The organism is Desulfosarcina widdelii (assembly GCF_009688965.1).
In the GTDB taxonomy this organism is placed as follows: Bacteria; Desulfobacterota; Desulfobacteria; order Desulfobacterales; family Desulfosarcinaceae; genus Desulfosarcina; species Desulfosarcina widdelii.
In genome coordinates this window covers 4,471,711-4,488,321 of the sequence record NZ_AP021875.1, presented here as the reverse complement: position 1 = coordinate 4,488,321, position 16,611 = coordinate 4,471,711, and the positions used below count along the sequence as shown (strand labels likewise).

The following is a 16,611-nucleotide window of genomic DNA, read 5'->3' as shown; positions in this document are numbered from 1 at the left end:
TAATCTCTCGACCACGAGTGTTTCAGCAACCTCAACCCCGGGAGGTCTGATGCGCACGGATAAAGAGCGGAATCTGCTGCTCAAAGCCCTGGATACATTCAATCGTAAAATCGTCGTTATCTCAAAGGATTTCCGTATATTGGCTTCCGCCGGCGTAGATGAACTCGTCGGCGCCAGATCCTCTTCGGGCAAGCAATGCCACCAGTTGTTCTACCATCGCCCCGAACCCTGCGAAAACTGTCCGGCCAAAAAAGTCCTGGCCTCTGGCAAACCCTCTCTTCGCGACCTTTCAACCGGGACGTTGAGCAAACAGAAAAGAGCCTGCCTGTATGCCTATCCCCTCAAGGATGACGATGGGCAGGACGTGTTTACGATCTTCAATTTCGAGCTGCCTGCCTTGGAGGGCCTCGAAGAAGAGCTGCGGCGGGCCAACAGCTTTCTGTACAATCTGCTCCAAAGCGCCTGCGATCCTGTGATTGCCTCCGACAGAAAGGGGAAGATCATCATTTTTAACGACGAGGCCGCCAAGGTCACCGGCCATACCGTGCAGGCGGCGCTGGACCACCTCAACATCACAGCGATATACGAAGGCGACGGGGCCAGGGAGGTCATGCGTCATCTTCGCAGCGAAGATCATGGCGGCGCAGGCAAGCTGAAAAAATACCATATTAATGCCGTCGGGAAAGAGGGTCAGCGAATTCCCATCAGCCTTTACGCATCCATTATTTACGACGAGGATGGGCAGGAAGCCGGCTCTATCGGTTTTTTTCACGATCTTCGCGAGCGGATTCACATCCAGAAAAAACTGGAAAAAACCCAGCTTCAGCTCATTCAATCCGAAAAAATGGCTTCTCTGGGCAAGCTGTCGGCCGGGGTCGCCCACCAGTTAAACAACCCCTTAGGCGGCATCATTCTGTATTCCCAACTGATGCTGGAGGATTACGACCTCGAGGAAAATGCCCAGGAGGATCTATACCGGATTCTCAAGGACGCCCAGCGGTGCCGGGACACCGTCAAGGAACTGCTCGAGTTCGCCCGGCAGACCCGTCAATTCATGAAGCCGCAGAACATCAACATGGCCATTGACCGCACCCTCTACCTCATCAAGAATCAGACGCTTTTCCATAACATCACCATCCGGAAAAAGATGGCGCCTTTCATTCCCATGGTGATGGCCGACGCTCAGCAGCTTGGTCACGTGTTCATGAATATCATCATCAATGCCGCTCAGGCCATGGAGGGCAGCGGCACCATTACCATTGTCACCCGTGAGTCCGCCGCCAAAGATCGGGTGACCATTGAAATTTCCGATACCGGTCCGGGAATTCCCGAGGAGAACCTGGAGCATATCTTCGAGCCGTTTTATACCACTAAAGAAGAGGGCAAGGGAACCGGGCTGGGCCTGAGCGTCGTGTACGGCATCATCGAAAACCATGGCGGCACCATCGTCGCCAGAAGCGTTACTGGCCGCGGCAGCACATTTACCATCGAACTTCCCGTCGTCAACGACACTGAAAAAGGAGTTGAACATGCAGAGCACGCCTGACCCCTTAACCGTTTTGGTGGTAGATGATGAAAAGGGAATCCGGGATGGATCGGAGCGCATCATCAGCCGCATGGACTGCCATGTGCTGACGGCAAAAAACGGTGAAGAGGGACTGGACCGAATTGCGAAAAACGATGTGGCGATTGTTCTGCTGGACTTGAAGATGCCCGGCATCGACGGGATGGAGGTGCTCAAAAAAATTCAGGGCATGGAGCGGGATATCCTGGTGATTGTCATCACCGGTTTTGCCACTATCGAAACCGCCATCGAGGCCATGAAACGGGGCGCCTACGATTTCATCCCCAAACCGTTCGAGCCGGATCAATTGAGAATCGTGGTCAATAGGGCCCGGGAAAAGATACAACTTAAGAAAGAGGCGCAGAACCTGGAACGCCAGCGGCGCCAGACCCTGGCAGACCTGGGAATGGAACAAAGCCGAATCCGCACCATCATCGATTCGCTTCCCACCGGCATTGTGGTGACCGACGCCGAAGCACGGGTGGTGTTGATGAACCCTGTGTTTCGCAGGCAGTTGAATCTTGAAACCGGCGTTGAAATCGGCGCGGAAATTTCCGCTTACATTTCCGACGGGGAGCTATGCCGGCTGATCGGGGAAATCTCCAGCGGCTGTCACGTGGACTTCGACGACATCCCTTCGGTGGAATTTTCCGTGGGGGAGGACCGGTTTCTCATGGCACGCGGCAGACCGGTGCTTGGTGAACGCAAGCAATGCCTGGGTGCGGTGGTCACCATCGTTGACATCACCAACATGAAGGTGCTGGACCGGCTCAAATCCGAATTCGTGGCCAAGGTTTCCCACGAGCTTCGCAGCCCACTTTCCACCATCCACGAGCAGTTGGCCCTGGTGATCAACGATCTGATGGGACAACTCAGCGAATCCGAGGAACACCTGCTTTCCCGGGCCAAGGAAAAGACCCAGGGTCTGATATCCACCATCGGCGACCTTCTGGATCTGTCGCGCATCGAATCGGGATCTACCCAACAGGAGCCCAAACCGGTTCAACTGGAAGAGCTGTTGGGCAATATTGTCGATTTTTTAGGGACCCGCGCAAAAAACAAAAACCAGAAGCTCGCGCTGGAAGCGCCGGACGAACCGCTGCCCACCATCAAGGCCGATCCCCTGGCCCTGGAAAGCATTTTCGGCAACCTGATCACCAACGCCATCAACTATACCCAGGAGGGAGGAGCTGTTACGGTCCAGGTCGACACCACCGGCATCCACCTGCGCGTCCGGGTAGCGGACAACGGCTTCGGCATCGAGGAGCGCTATCTGGACAAGATTTTCGATCGATTTTTCCGGGTGAAGAACGACAAGACCCGGTTTATCACCGGCACAGGACTGGGGCTGCCCATCGTAAAAGGGTTGGTCGAGGCCCTAAAGGGCCGCATCAGCGTCGAGAGCGAGCCGGACAAGGGTACGACGTTTACTGTGTTGCTGCCGGTGGATTGAATGGCCTATGTGATCGAATCGATGACAATATCGTTGAGTTGCGGGTAATAAAGTTTCCTTCTGGCAGCCTGGTTGATACTTTCCTCCCACAGGCGAAAAGAATCCACGTTCTTCAGGGTGTGATCGGCATTTTTTGGGTTGCCCTTCTCGGCAATTTCCCGGATGCCGGCAAGAGCCTGGTCGTCAGCGGGGAAGTACAGTGGTATCACTCCGATATCCTTTGGAAGCGATTCAAAAATAATCCTCGAACGTCTTTCTCGCTCGCAGTCTTCCATAAATTTTTCCAGGCTGAAAAAGTTGAGGCTGCCCAACGCCCCCATGGCATGCCGCAGGATATGAACGCCATATTTAAGCATCGTGTTTCGGCTTAATTCCGAATCGGTCAGCGCCTGGTCCGTTACTTCAGACAGACTGGTACTGCCTCCGGTCTGAGATGAAGGCAAACCTGTAATCCAGGTGTTGACCCGCGCCAGGGCTGCGTTGATAAAAGTCTGGTGGGGAGAACTGTAAGAAAGATTGCCTCCTGCATCGACAATACTGGGAATGCCGCAGTGTATGCAAAATATACCCGGATTGACGATCTGTGCGACAACAATCATGAAAATAACCTGGGCATGCACAAACGTCAGGAACGATTCAGGGCTGCCGGGGCCGGAAATTCCGGCCAGGCTCTGGTCTACCAGCAAAAGATTGTTGCCTGTGCGGGCGCTGCGCAAAAAGGAACCAACCATGTTGTTCATTGGCGACAAGGAGGTCATCAGGCTGGTGCCATCGACCCAGTGCTCCTTTCCTTTAAGAAACACAACTTCGTCATCACTCATCGTATTGGTTGGTATCATCTTGAGCCCTTGATAGCTTTTCTCCATCAATTGGGCGATCTCGAAGAGAGAGGTGCTCTTGTCGCAGGCCACCGGCAGACTGAAAATTCCTACAACATCCTGTTGTTCACTCACCGTGCGGATGATGTTTTCGTACTCTTCACGGTTGGCCGGGCGAAGTTCGTCGTCGCCAGCCCGTTTAAGAAAGGGTGATGTCGCACCAGTGCCAAACGTGTTCATTCCCGGGTCTCCAGGCATTTCATCGGGCACTTTTTCCAGGCAGCGATCGATATAATCCCGCTTCAAGGGGATGAACAGCGCCGTTTCGTTGTCGAAGTCCACTGCATCCGCTTCCATAAGGAGATCCAAAAGAATTTGATTTCCGGTGATATTTACACCGATTTCCGTAAGCACCCGTTTTGCGTTTTCGTCAATGCGCCGGTAAACAGCCTTTTCTGCGATCAGGTCGTCGATGTCTTCCAGCCGACATCGTACTTTTTCCAGAACCGTTTCGTCGATGAGATGGCTGAAAAGATCCTCATAAATCACCTTGGCCTTGTCGAATTGCGCCTCTTTTTCCAAGGCAATTCCTTTATGAAAGGCCTCTTGTGCTTTTATAGTCATTGTGGGCTTCTCATTGAAGTGACGGGTTATGCTTCCTCCAATATTTTGAGTGACATTTTTTCAACAAGATCTTTAACTTTTTCCTTATATGTAAGCATATGCGGTGCTGATAGATGAGCCCGCAAGTCTTTCAGGCTTTCCCATTTCTCGATGATCGTGACGACGTTACTATTCAACTCTTGAGGTGGCAATCCTGTTGGAACATCTAACGTGGGCACGTACTCTATACAACCCCTCTCCTCAAGAACATGCGGAACATTTGATTTAAAAATATCGATGAACTCTGATCGCCGACCTTCTTTAATTTGTATTGATGCAATTACGTTTATCATCTTATCGTTTCCTTGTAGACATAACGCTACACATTACAGGTCGCAAAAGGATGCGGACTTCGAAAAAGTAAGTTGATTGATGAATTCGCCAAAACCAAGGCCGTTTGCCTTTTGCGGTCCTCTGTCAATTCTCTTGCTGCGTGCCGGGCGCGGCACGTATTCTAAAAGGAGCGGAGCTTTTTGCTGTCCGGGGTGATGGCATTCTTGGGCAACGTAGTCATTTCTTCACTTTAGTTCCAAAATAAAACCCAAGAATTACACCAAGCGCATTCGCCATAATATCAGGTACTTTCGCAGCAGGATCATTGATGACCAGATAAATGATGGTCAATGTGATGAGAACCGCTATGAAACCTGTAATTCCTGTATCCTGAAGAAAACGTGATACTGGACTGATGGATTTCCGCCCTGATAAGGCCTTAGCTAAATCCTCGGTACGATAGTAGACTCCTGGTCTATCATCCCGATCAAAGAACACATTGTTTTGCATGTCTCGTCCATCATCAGACTGAAAGCGAACGATTACGAGTGTGCCACCATAAAAGTCATCCTTAAAAACATATGGGACCCATAAATTTTGTGCCTGTGGTTGGTCACGCTTCACAGCCTCAATTGCTAATTTTGAGTATTCTGATTCTTCCATAAATTACGCTTCCAATAATTGTCGTTTTTGTTTTGCCAACGCCGAACTAAGGGGTCGGGAAATAAGCCCTTGCAGTTTTTTATAAATGAAAACTTTAAAGAAAATAGGAACTTTCAAAATGCTAACGCTTTTCCCAGCCTCTCTTAAGTGACAGGTTATAAGTTCTTAATAATATTAATCTCCTTCGTCTTGAAAAAAGCAATTCCACAATCAGCAATAAGAATAGAATTCTTACCGTGTATCTCAAAACCAAATATGCTTTTTTTTGTCCTTTTTTAAACATCGGCAAATCATGATAAATTGCACTACCAGCAAGAAAAAATTTTGATAAAGTTGTTTTTTTGTTCCTCCAAATTATTGAAAGGATCAATACTGCGGCCATATTTGCTATCAACAAAGCCAAGGTATTTTGAATAAATATATTCATGATATTTCAGGTGTATAGCAGTGGCGATAAGTAGAAACACTTCCACGTATCACGTTTATAGAATAGAAATTTTTCCACCTATCGGCATATTACGTGCTGAATGTGGAAAAAAGGCCAAAACATTTTCCACTTTTGTTTTCAGGATATGCCCAAAATAGAAATCACATCCAAATTTACAGCAGATCCAAAGTTTAAACTGACGGAACAGGTTCGGCAAGTGCTGCGCTACCACCATTATGCATTTCGACGGAACAGACCGATGTCCACTCCTATGCCTCCCACCTATTGGAGCAAGGCGTCAACATAAAAATTAGGCAGGCAATTATGGGCCTCGCGGATGTAAAGACAACGGAAATCTACACTCACGTCATGCAGAAAAACATTGAAACGGCAACCAACCACTAGACAATCTTCTGGCAGTATAGGATCCGAAACGGGGTTTCCGTTATCCAAGCTCGACAATTCGTCAGTGCAGCAGATGCCCGTAATGCAGGCGGTGATCGATGATCTGACGTTTGAACGGGGTGACGTCCATTTTTTCCCGGATGATGTACCGGTAAAGCCCCGCCTGGGTGATGTCGCCGACAAAAACAGCCCCGACCAGCCGGTTTCCGTCTGCGTTGAAAACCAGTTTTCGCGAGGTGGTCGCCGTGGCTTTTTTATGGACCTCGTACGGGCCGTTGCCGGTATGAACCACCCCCATGGAAACGAAGGGGCGCTCCGCGACCTGGGTGGCGTTTAAAATACCGAAGGTGCCTCCGTAAGCGGTTCGGTGGCCGGCCATGTTCAGTCCGGCACAGCGGCCCATCTCCACGGCGTTGGTCCACAGGGCCGTCATGATGGGCTGGCCGGTCACCGGCTCGTAGGTGACGGCGACATCTCCGGCCGCAAAGGCTCCCGGCAGGCTGGCGGCGGTATAGCGGTCGGCCACAATCCCCTCCTCCACCCGAATGCCGCTTTTCTCCAGAAATTCCACGTTGGGACGCACCCCTTTGCCGATGCAGACCATCTCGCAGGAAAGTTCACGGCCGTCGTTCAGCGCCACCCCGGTCACGCCGGACGAATCGGCGACAATCCCGGTGGCGGCCACACCCGTGATGATTTCCAGGCCGGCATCGTCCAGGGCCTGGCGGATCAGGGCGGCGTCCCGGGGTTCCATCAGCTGGCTGAGTACTTCCGGGGAATAGACCGCCAGGGTCACCTTTACCCCCCGTTCCAGCAGGGCAAAGGCGGCCTTGAGGTTCAGCAGGCCGCCGCCGAGCATGACGGCATGGCGGGTGCGGTCGAGCCTTGCGGCCATGCGGCGGGCGTCCTCCAGGGTGCGCAGGGCAAATACCCCTTCGGCGTCGGTGCCTTCGATGTCGGGAGGAATGTAGGGCCTGCTGCCCGTGGCCAGCAGCACCGTTTCATAGCCGTGGCTGGAGCCGTCTTCCAGGACAACGCAGCGGGCGTCGGCGTCCAGTTCGGATACGTGCGCGCCGGTTCGAATTTCAATATTCCCACCGGTGTATGGCCCGCAGCCGGCCAGGGCCATCTCGGCCGGCTGTTTCCGGCCCGAAACCAGGAAGGGAATCAGGGGTCGAAAGTAAGGCGTGTCGGCCTCTGCAGAGAACACCGTAATCGTTCCCCGGGCGTCCTTTTCGCGAATCGCGTGGGCGGCCGCCATGCCGGCGGCACTGCCGCCCACGATCACGTATTGGCTTCGTTCTAGGCTCACATCAACCTCCTTCCGCGTTGAGCAGCTCCCGGGAGGCGTGTTTGCGAACGGCCCCGGAATAGTCGGGAACGGTCTGATAAACCAGTGCGCCGGTGGGGCACGCGCTGACACAGGCGGGCATTTCGCGGTCCGGGCAGCGGTCGCAGCGGTAGGCTTTGTGCGTTTCCAGGTGACGGCCGATGACCCCATAGGGACAGACCATCACGCAGGTCCAGCAGCCGATGCATTTATCCGTGTCGGTGCGCACGACGCCGTCGGCATCCCGGCTGATGGCGCCGGCGATGCATGCATGCATGCAGGGGGCGTCTTCGCACTGGCGGCAGACCAGGGGAACCTTGCGGTCCGGGGATACCCATTCCACGTAAACGCGGCTTTTGGGCCGCGGGCTTTCGGCGATGGCGCCGAACAGGGTTTTGCTGGCCGAGTGCTCCACCGCACAGGCCATGATGCAGGAGCGGCATCCCACGCAGCGGTCGGTTTTGACGAATATTTCCTTTGGCTGAGACATAGCCTCCTCCTTTTTATATCATATTCCCAGCGCTTTGCGCTTGGCATCCATATGGGCGATCATCAGGCCGGCGCCCTTGACCGGGTCGGTTTCCACGGCAAAGGCCGCACCCACCACGTCGTTGGCCCCCTGGGTCAACACCTCGGTTACCAGCGGACCGCCTAACACCGGCGGCACCGTACCCAGCACGGTGAAAATTCCCGAAGAAACGACATAGGCGCCGATACTTACCGCCTTTTCACTCATCCATTCGGGTGCCGCGCCGGCCACAGGCAGGTCGCTGATATCCACGCCCAGGGCATTGGCCGCGGCGGCGCAGACATTCAGGATGCGGCTGATGTCCACGCAGGACCCCATGTGCAGCACCGGTGGAATCCCCAGGGACTGGCAGACGCCTTTGAGTCCGTCGCCCGCTTGGTCGGCTGCTTCGGGGAGCATCAGTCCAACCTTGGCCGTGGCGATGGCGTTGCAGCCGGTGGTCACCACCAGAACGTTGTTTTTGATCAATTCTTTCACCAGGCCCACATGCCCCAGGTCGTGCTTGATCTTGGGGTTGTTGCAGCCCACCACGCCGGCAATGCCCTTGATCGCGCCGGACTTGATGGCGTCCAGCAGGGGATCCAGGGTGCCCCCCAGGGCCTTGATGATGGCTTCGGCGGAAAACCCCACCATGCAATCGGATTTCTCTTCCGGGATGAAGACTTTTTCGGGCACCCGGTTGGCGTAGTTGTCCACGGCCGAGCCAACGATCTCTTTGGCGATGGACAGGGCGTTTTCCTCGTTGAACTGCATGTGTACGGCTCCCGGGAACTTGGCCTTGTATGAGGTCGAGATGAACTGCGTGTGGAAGCATTCGCAAAGATCGCCCAGGGCCGGCATGATGCACTGCACATCCACGATCATGGCGTCCACGGCGCCGGTGATCACGGCCAGTTCCTGCTGCATGAAATTGCCGGCCAGAGGAATGCCGTGGCGCATATTGAGCTCGTTGCCCGTGCAGCACATGCCCACCAGGTTGATGCCTTTGGCGCCGAGGCCCTTGGCCTTGGCCACCAGGGCCGGATCGCTGCAGGCCGCCAGGATCATCTCCGACAGCACCGGCTCGTGGCCGTGGGCCACGATATTGACATGGTCGGCCTTGAGCACGCCCAGGTTGGCCTCGGAGCGCACCGGCTCCGGTGTGCCGAAGAGAACGTCGGAGATTTCCGTGGCCACCATGGAGCCGCCCCAGCCGTCGGCGATGGAGGCCTTGAGGCCCTGCAGGATCAGGTTGACCGGATCGTTGTCCACGCCAATGTGGGTGCGGTGCATGATCTCCACGATTTCGCGGTCGATGCCGCGGGGATCAATGCCCATCTTCTGCCACTGGTCCACCCGCTTCTGGGGAGCCCGGCGCGTGAACTGGAGCGGGCCTTCCTGCTTGCCGAATTCGGCATAGACGGCCTTGGCCAGATCCAGGGCGATTTCCTCCTTGGTGCGGCCGTCGGCGGTGATGCCGTACTCCTTGGCCAGGGCGGCCAGCTTTGCCTCGTCCTTGATTTCGTAGCCGCCGCTTTTCCCCTCGGCGGTCAGCAACAGGGTATGGGCCAGGTCGCGGCCGTGGTCGGAGTGGGCCGCCGCACCGCCGGCGATCATGCGGATCAGGTTGCGGGCCACGATGATGTCGGCCGTGGCCCCGCAGATGCCTTTCTGGGGACCTTCATCCTCGAAGGGACTGATGCGGCAGGGCCCCATGTTGCAGTTTCGGCAGCACACCCCCAATTCCCCGAAACCGCACTCGGGAAGCATTTTTTCATAACGGTCCCAGACGGTTTCGATACCGGCTTGTTCGGCCCGGTCGAGCATCTGATGGACCGTCGGATCAATACTCTTTTGCAGAATCTTGTCGCTGAAAGCCATCTTGTCGCCCTCCTCTATTGTTGGTTATGAGCTTAATCTCATATTGTTGAAATACTGCAGCAATTAAGTCAAGGTTAATTTGCCGGAGGTACAGCCTTTTACTCCTGTCTTATTACTCTTGACCCTTACTGGACAATGCGCTACTAAAGTTAAACAGAAAAAATCAGGATCTAACGCTCATCCACGGGGATGAGCGGCGTTGAGTTATGCAATAGGCTTCAGCCACCCAGGCTCAAACTGGGTGGCTGTTTTATTTATGGATGATCGTTGCGAATCGCTTCATCATTTGTCTTTGGGGGAATACAATTACATTACACCCCATCGCTCGGGATTCGCAAGTCTTTGTAAAGGAGGCCTCGTGGCGACCCTGCTGGTGATCGACAACTACGATTCGTTTACCTACAACCTGGTACAGATGTTCATGTGCTACGATCTGGCCATCCGGGTACACCGGAGTGATCGGATCTCCCTGGACCAGGTCGCCCGGACGAAGCCGGACTATCTGCTCATCAGCCCGGGCCCCAAAGATCCGGCCCACGCCGGCATATCCAAAGAGGTGATCCGGGCCTTTTATCGAACCGTTCCCATTTTGGGTGTCTGCCTGGGCATGCAGTGCATCAACGAGGTTTTCGGAGGGCGGACGGTTCGGGCCCCGTTACCGACGCACGGCAAAACCAGCCTTGTTTATCATCGCAACGAGGCACTGTTTGCCCGGATGCCCTCCCCGTTTACCGCTGCCCGCTATCACTCGCTTGCGGTTGAGCCCGCGTCCACGGCCCTGAAGCGGGATCTTCTGATCACCGGGCAGACCGAGGAGAAACTTGTCATGGGGCTTTCGCACAGGCGCTTTCCCCTCCATGGGGTCCAGTTCCACCCGGAAAGCTTTCTCACCCAGGATGGTTTTTCCCTGGTCGAGGCCTTTTTAGCGATGGGACCGTTGAAGGCCGTGATGGAGAATAAGATCCGGACCACCTCCTGGGCTGTGCCTGGATCGGCCGGAGAGGGCGTCACCGCAGCGAGGGCCTGTTGAAACCGCTGGCCGACCATCTGCCCGGCATTTCGGGGGTCAAGACCGAATCTTTGGATCTTGAAGAGCCCTTTGCCGCCATGGCGGCCCGGTTCGCCAGGGAAGCGGGAACGGTAGTACTTCTCAGCGGCGGCGACCTGGATTGCGCCCGCTACCACATCATGGCCCTTCGTCCCTGGTTGACCCTTTCCGGCAGGGGGAGCAAAACGAAGCTGGCGATCGAGGGCGATTCCTGCGAGATTGACCAGGCGCCCCTGGACGTGCTCCAACAAACGCTGATAAACTTTCACCTGAATCCGGAGGACTTTCCCCAACCGGTTGCCGCCGGCCTGTTCGGCTACCTGGCCTACGACCTGAAAGACGAGCTGGAGGATTTGCCGCGCACCACCGTCGACGATCTGGGGTTGCCCCATCTTTATCTGGCCGCGCCTTCTCTGGTTGTGGTTCATGACAAAACCGACGCAACCAACCGGGTGCACGCACCGGTTTTCGAAGACCGGGGTTCGGAGGCTGCCGATGCCGCTTTGGACACCTTTCGGCAGGCGCTCAGCGCCCCGCCGCCTGTGCCCGGCGGTTTTAAGGCAATCGGCGAAAAGCTGCATTCCAACATTTCCCGTTCCGAATACGAGGCCGCGGTTCGACGCATCCGCGAGTATATCGCGGCCGGCGATGTCTACCAGGTGAACCTGTCCCAACGGTTCGAAATGGGGTTTACAGGCGATGGCTACAGCCTGTTTCAGACCCTGTATGACATGAACCCGGCCCCTTTTTTTGCTTACGTCAATGCCGGCGATCACCAGATCGTCTCCACCTCGCCGGAGCGGTTTCTGCTTCGAAAAGGCGCTTCGGTCGAGACCCGGCCCATCAAGGGCACACGTCCCCGGGGAAAGACACCGGAAGAGGATCGGCAGATGAAATCCGAGCTGGTCCAAAGCCCCAAGGACGACGCCGAGCTGTCCATGATCGTTGATTTGCTTCGCAACGACATCGGCCGGGTGTGTGCCGGCGGATCGGTGAAGGTGGCCCAGCACAAGCGCCTGGAGGCCTATCAAAATGTCTACCACCTGGTTTCCGTGGTCGAGGGTGAACTGGCCGGGGGCAAGGATTCGGTGGACCTGATCCGGGCCGCCTTTCCCGGCGGCTCCATTACCGGGTGCCCCAAGATCCGATCCATGGAGATCATCGATGAACTGGAAGCCTGCCGCCGCCACATATACACCGGTTCCATCGGCTACATCGGTTTTCACGACACCATGGACCTGTCCATCGCCATCAGGACGGCCACGGTCGTCGACGACCGCCTTCTCTTCTCCGTAGGCGGGGGGATCGTATACGACTCCGATCCGGCCGACGAATACGAGGAAACCCTTCACAAGGGCCGAACGCTGATGTCGGTCATTCAGGCGGCCGAGGATCCTTCCAGGGATCGCTCCGAAGGTGCATCCCTTGTTTGGTTAAACGGACGCATCCTTCCCCAAAGCAAAGCGAACGTGCCGGTGACCGATTTGGGCTTGCAATACGGATATGGGATTTTCGAAACTGTACGGGTGGAAAAGGGCTGCGCCTGCCGCCTCCAGGCCCATGTGGAGCGTTTTAACCGTTCATGGGAGGCGCTGTTCGGGCTGGTGCCTCCCGATGTCACCTGGGAAGACATCATTGCGCAAGTGGTGGAGGCAAATGGTCTGGCGGATGGCGTCGCGGCGGTTAAAATCCTGGCCACCCGCGGCGAAGAGAGTTCTCACGGCTTCAACAACACCCTTCTGGTCTCCGCCCGGCCCTATATTCATCGTTTGGAGGTCCTTGGTGCAGAAGGCCTGCACCTGGCCACCTTTCCCTACCCCCGCATGACGCCCCTGGCCGACCACAAGAGCATGAACTATCTGTACTACCATCGGGCCGGTGCCTGGTCCCGGCAACAGGGGGCAGACGAGGCGGTCGTCCTCAATCCCGACGGCACGGTATCGGAAACCAACACCGCCAACCTCATAGTGCTTTCCGGCCGAACGGCGACTCGGCCGGCGTCGGCCCATGTACTGCCGGGGGTGATGCAGGCAGAACTCTGTCGGCGCCTGACAGAGCAGGGCTTTTCCATTCTGGACGAACCCATTCGGCCGCAAGACCTGCTTTCTGCCGATGCGGTGCTGGTCACCAACGCCCTGATGGGGGTTGTGCCGGCACTCAGCCTCGACAACCAACCCTTGCAAGTGGACCCGGCTTTGATCGAAGATCTTCAGGCAGGTCTATTCCAGCCCGAGGACCACGCTTAGCATCCCGGAAAAAGAATTTTTCATCCCATTGGCGCGTTGAAAAGCGCGGCAACCTCGTCGGCATCCGCCTTGCGGGGGTTGCACTGGGTGGAAAATTGGGGAAGCACGTCGTCCACCATTTTTGACGTCAGTTTAAAATCGATACCCACCGCATTGTATGTCCGGGGCAGGCGCAACGCTTCAAACAAGTGTTCGACCGCCACAACGGCCCGACGGCCAGCCTCTTCCGGCGCCAGATCCTTCACGTCTTCGCCCAGCGCCCGGGCGATTCTCGCAAAACGTTCCGGAGCGGCGGGCTGGTTGAAGGCCATGGTCGCCGGCAGGTAAAGGGCGCAGGACAACCCGTGGCTGGTGTGATAGCGGGAGCCCAGGACCTCGCCGATGGAGTGAACCAGGCCCAGTCCGGCGTTGGTAAAGGCCTGACCGGCCAGGCAACTGGCCACCAGCATTTCCAGCGCGGCCGCTTTATCCGTGGTGTCACGGGCGAAGCGGCACAGATGCAATCCGATTTTCTCGATGGCACCCAGTGCCAGGACGTCGGTGATGGTATTGGCATTGCGGGAAACGAAGGCTTCGACGGCATGGGTGAGGGCGTCAATGCCGGTTTCCGCGGCAATCCTGGCGGGGATGCCCACCAGCATGTCCGGATCCAGGGCGGAGGCCAGGGGCGTCAGGTGGTCGCCGCGGATGGCCATTTTTTCTTTTTTCGCAGCATCGGTGATCACCGCCACCCGCGTCGCCTCCGATCCGGTTCCGGCCGTTGTCGGAATGGCGTACAGCGGGGCAATCGGTCCTTTTACCAGCCGGCCGTCGCCATATTCCCTTAAGGATACGTCGTGTTTCATTCCTACGGCAACGGCCTTGGCGGCATCCAGGGAGCTTCCGCCTCCTATGGCCACCACTGCGTTGCACCCGTTTTGCCTGGCCGTTTCCAACGCCGACGTAACGACTTCAATGGGTGGGTCGGCAGCCACGGCGTCAAAAACATGAAATCGCTTTCCCGCCTGCTCGAGGATGCGGGTCAGGCGCGCTGCCATGCCCGCCTGACTCAGTCCACGATCCGTGACGACCAGGTAGACGAAGCTGCCCGGTATTTCACGGGCCAGGTCGGCCGATGAACCCGGTCCCACAAAGAGTTTTCCGGGGCTGAAATGTGGATAGGTCGGGGTTTCGTTCATCGATGCACCTCTGTTTTGTTAAATGGATGGAAAGAAGACGGATTCTCTCTCATACCTTCAATTTTGGATTGTCGCGGTGGCGATCCCGGTCCCGGTCGGTCTTCTTTTTCAGGTTCCGGATCATGGCGCTTTCCAAGTCCACGCCGGTCTGGTTGGCGATGCAGGTCAACACGAAAAGCACGTCGGCAATTTCATCGCCCAGATCAGACGGGGGCCTGGCTCCTTTGAAACTCTGCTCGCCATATTCGCGGGCCATGAGCCGAGCCAGCTCGCCGACCTCTTCCATGAGTACGGCCAGATTGGTCATTTCGGAGAAGTAGCGCACGCCGTAGGTCTGTATCCAGCGATCCACCATGGCCTGAAGATCTTTGACAGTCATGCCCACCGTTTTTTCCGTTACTGCGTCCATTGTATTCTAAGCCTTGCCGTTTGAAAGAACCGATGTTTTTAGCCGGGCAATTTAAAACCGAAATCAAGGGCGCGGCCTGTTTTTCTGCAGGCGTCGATGCAGTCCCCGCAATTGGTGCACAGCAACCGGTTTGTCCCGTTCAGGCGCCTGGGATCCAGGTCAAGGGAGCAGGCGTTCTGGCATGGCGGCGACGCCTTGGCGGAAAAACATTTTTTGGAATTGAAACGCACCTTGAGCGCCCAAGGGTTGCATCGCCCCGCCAGAGCGATGAGAACGGACTGGGGGCAGACCCAGCGGCACCACAGCCGTCTGCGGAAAATGAATTCAACGAATAGAATTGCTATCAATATCCAGGCGGCCCCGAAAAGATGGTTCTGCATAAACAGGTACTGGAAAACGGTCGCATATTGGAAGGGCAGGGAGGCCTGGTTTAAAATCGGCGATTTGAAAAACAGGAAAACCGCCGCAACGCCGCAGCAAAAAAGGATCAGCTTGGCGGCTGGACCAGATTTTGAAAATTTGATTTCGATTTTTTTTCCCGCTTTGAACTTTCGGGCCAGTGCGTGAGTCAATTCCGACAATAATCCAAAGGGGCATATCCAGGAGCAGAATACCGTCCCGAGAAAAAAGGCGATGGCGAGAACCAGTCCCGCCCCAACAAAAATTTTCGGAGGAATGATCCGATTGCCGACCACCACCTGTAAAACGGCAAGAGGGTCCGAGAATGTCAGGCTGCCAATATGAATGTTTAAGAAATTTCCCCAGACAAACTGGAAACCCCTGGCGTTGATAAGGGGGAGGAGGACAAAGAAAACAGCCGCGGTCGTTTGCACAAACCGGCGCCAGAAATGGATCGGGCTTGTTTTACGGTTTTCCGTCATTGCTCACCGGACGTGGGCGACCACATGCCCCAGTTCTGGAAAAATCAGCGCCTTGCAGGCCAACTGGCAGGCCTTTTTGCTGCCGGGCATGCAGAACACCACCGTGGTGCCGATCACACCGGCGGCGGCCCGGGAGAGGATGGCGGCGGAATCGATCTCTTCGTAGCTGAGCTGGGCGAAGATGGCGGCAAAAGCCGGCATCTCCTTGGCAAAGAGTGGCCTGAGGGCTTCGATGGTCACATCCCGGGGCGTGATGCCGGTGCCGCCGGTAACCAAAAGGGCCTCGAGATCGTTTTGCCGGATGCCTTTCAATGCCGCCTCGCGAATGGCGGCGATGTCGTCGGTGACCACCTGGTGAAGGCGGACTTCATGTCCCTCCTTGCGGGCCCGTTTGGCAATCCATTGGCCGCTTTCGTCGTCTTTGATGGAGCGGGTGGTGGAAACCGACAATATTCCCAGGTCGACGGTTTTCGGCGCAGCCTTGCGATGATCGTGGACTCCCATTTTTTCATCTCCTCATTTGAAAGCCGACGGTTCCGTAAAAAGTGGGAATTTGCTGTTTTTCGTCATTCCGGTACAGGCTGGAATCCAGTATTTTCAATATGTTTTGGATGCCGGATCAAGTCCGGCATGACGCGTCTATGACTTTTTACGACGTCGTCAAAATTGTAGGCGCGGCTACCCGTTGGCTTGAGCCGCGCTTCTGTTCAGGCTTACCGGCAACACCCGAAATCAGGATGGCTTATTTCCCAGCGTCGGGATGCGAAACCCTACCCCATGAACGCAGCCGAGGCAAGTTGGAATCGCTTAATCACCTTGCTTTTACACCGGGTTTTTTTTATGTTTGGGACAGCACATCCTCGG

The 16,611-nt window shown here is 55.8% G+C and carries 15 protein-coding genes; 5 read left to right on the top strand and 10 right to left on the bottom strand.

The features are described from left to right. The first annotated feature begins 49 nt into the window (after positions 1-49). Both GN111_RS20590 and GN111_RS20585 read left to right on the top strand, forming a co-directional pair. Positions 50-1,546 carry a sensor histidine kinase gene (locus tag GN111_RS20590; protein ID WP_155305553.1) on the top strand — a complete coding sequence of 499 codons (1,497 nt, stop codon included), beginning with the start codon at positions 50-52 and terminating at the stop codon, positions 1,544-1,546. Next, positions 1,530-3,017 carry an ATP-binding response regulator gene (locus tag GN111_RS20585; RefSeq protein WP_155305552.1) on the top strand — a complete coding sequence of 496 codons (1,488 nt, stop codon included), beginning with the start codon at positions 1,530-1,532 and terminating at the stop codon, positions 3,015-3,017. Before GN111_RS20590 ends, GN111_RS20585 begins: the two co-directional genes overlap by 17 nt. A 5-nt stretch (positions 3,018-3,022) precedes the next feature. Here GN111_RS20585 and GN111_RS20580 read toward each other — a convergent pair whose 3' ends face one another. From GN111_RS20580 to GN111_RS20570, 3 genes are all read right to left on the bottom strand, one after another. Next, a complete protein-coding gene (locus tag GN111_RS20580) occupies positions 3,023-4,459 on the bottom strand; it encodes a trimethylamine methyltransferase family protein (protein ID WP_155305551.1) in 1,437 nt (478 codons plus the stop codon). Positions 4,460-4,485: 26 nt separating this feature from the next. Next, complete coding sequence (locus tag GN111_RS20575) at positions 4,486-4,791, bottom strand: putative quinol monooxygenase (RefSeq protein WP_155305550.1); 306 nt, start codon at positions 4,789-4,791, stop codon at positions 4,486-4,488. A 217-nt stretch (positions 4,792-5,008) separates the two neighbouring features. Continuing rightward, a complete protein-coding gene (locus GN111_RS20570) occupies positions 5,009-5,434 on the bottom strand; it encodes a hypothetical protein (RefSeq protein WP_155305549.1) in 426 nt (141 codons plus the stop codon). Between the two features lie 667 nt (positions 5,435-6,101). Here GN111_RS20570 and GN111_RS20565 point away from each other — a divergent pair. Beyond that, a complete protein-coding gene (locus GN111_RS20565) occupies positions 6,102-6,266 on the top strand; it encodes a tyrosine-type recombinase/integrase (RefSeq protein WP_155308089.1) in 165 nt (54 codons plus the stop codon). A 61-nt stretch (positions 6,267-6,327) separates the two neighbouring features. On the opposite strand, the gene GN111_RS20560 is transcribed toward GN111_RS20565, so the two are convergent. From GN111_RS20560 to cooS, 3 genes are read right to left on the bottom strand one after another with little or no spacing between them, the layout of a single operon-like run. Next, entirely contained in the window at positions 6,328-7,578 is a 1,251-nt protein-coding gene (locus tag GN111_RS20560) for an NAD(P)/FAD-dependent oxidoreductase (protein WP_231715509.1), read from the bottom strand. A gap of 1 nt (position 7,579) precedes the next feature. Next, complete coding sequence (locus GN111_RS20555) at positions 7,580-8,086, bottom strand: 4Fe-4S dicluster domain-containing protein (protein ID WP_155305548.1); 507 nt, start codon at positions 8,084-8,086, stop codon at positions 7,580-7,582. Positions 8,087-8,104: 18 nt separating this feature from the next. Then, positions 8,105-9,985, bottom strand: coding sequence for an anaerobic carbon-monoxide dehydrogenase catalytic subunit (gene cooS, locus GN111_RS20550; RefSeq protein ID WP_155305547.1), 1,881 nt, complete (start codon positions 9,983-9,985; stop codon positions 8,105-8,107). Positions 9,986-10,343: 358 nt separating this feature from the next. On the opposite strand from cooS, the gene GN111_RS20545 reads away from it, so the two are divergent. After that, on the top strand, positions 10,344-11,015 hold the full coding sequence (locus GN111_RS20545; RefSeq protein WP_231715508.1) for an anthranilate synthase component II: 672 nt from the start codon (positions 10,344-10,346) through the stop codon (positions 11,013-11,015). Further along, positions 11,012-13,279 (top strand): aminodeoxychorismate synthase component I, encoded by a 2,268-nt coding sequence (gene pabB / locus GN111_RS20540; protein WP_231715507.1) that lies wholly within the window; start codon positions 11,012-11,014, stop codon positions 13,277-13,279. The genes GN111_RS20545 and pabB overlap by 4 nt, the downstream gene beginning before the upstream one ends. A 20-nt stretch (positions 13,280-13,299) precedes the next feature. Here pabB and GN111_RS20535 read toward each other — a convergent pair whose 3' ends face one another. From GN111_RS20535 to GN111_RS20520, 4 genes are read right to left on the bottom strand one after another with little or no spacing between them, the layout of a single operon-like run. Further along, complete coding sequence (locus tag GN111_RS20535; protein WP_155305545.1) at positions 13,300-14,457, bottom strand: iron-containing alcohol dehydrogenase family protein; 1,158 nt, start codon at positions 14,455-14,457, stop codon at positions 13,300-13,302. 49 nt (positions 14,458-14,506) lie between these two features. Continuing rightward, the gene (locus GN111_RS20530; protein ID WP_231715506.1) at positions 14,507-14,866 is read right to left on the bottom strand and encodes a nucleotide pyrophosphohydrolase; all 360 of its coding nucleotides are present in this window, start codon (positions 14,864-14,866) and stop codon (positions 14,507-14,509) included. A gap of 38 nt (positions 14,867-14,904) precedes the next feature. After that, on the bottom strand, positions 14,905-15,699 hold the full coding sequence (locus GN111_RS20525) for a 4Fe-4S binding protein (RefSeq protein ID WP_170302386.1): 795 nt from the start codon (positions 15,697-15,699) through the stop codon (positions 14,905-14,907). A gap of 51 nt (positions 15,700-15,750) precedes the next feature. Further along, positions 15,751-16,251 carry a MogA/MoaB family molybdenum cofactor biosynthesis protein gene (locus GN111_RS20520; RefSeq protein ID WP_155305543.1) on the bottom strand — a complete coding sequence of 167 codons (501 nt, stop codon included), beginning with the start codon at positions 16,249-16,251 and terminating at the stop codon, positions 15,751-15,753. Positions 16,252-16,611: the final 360 nt, after the last annotated feature.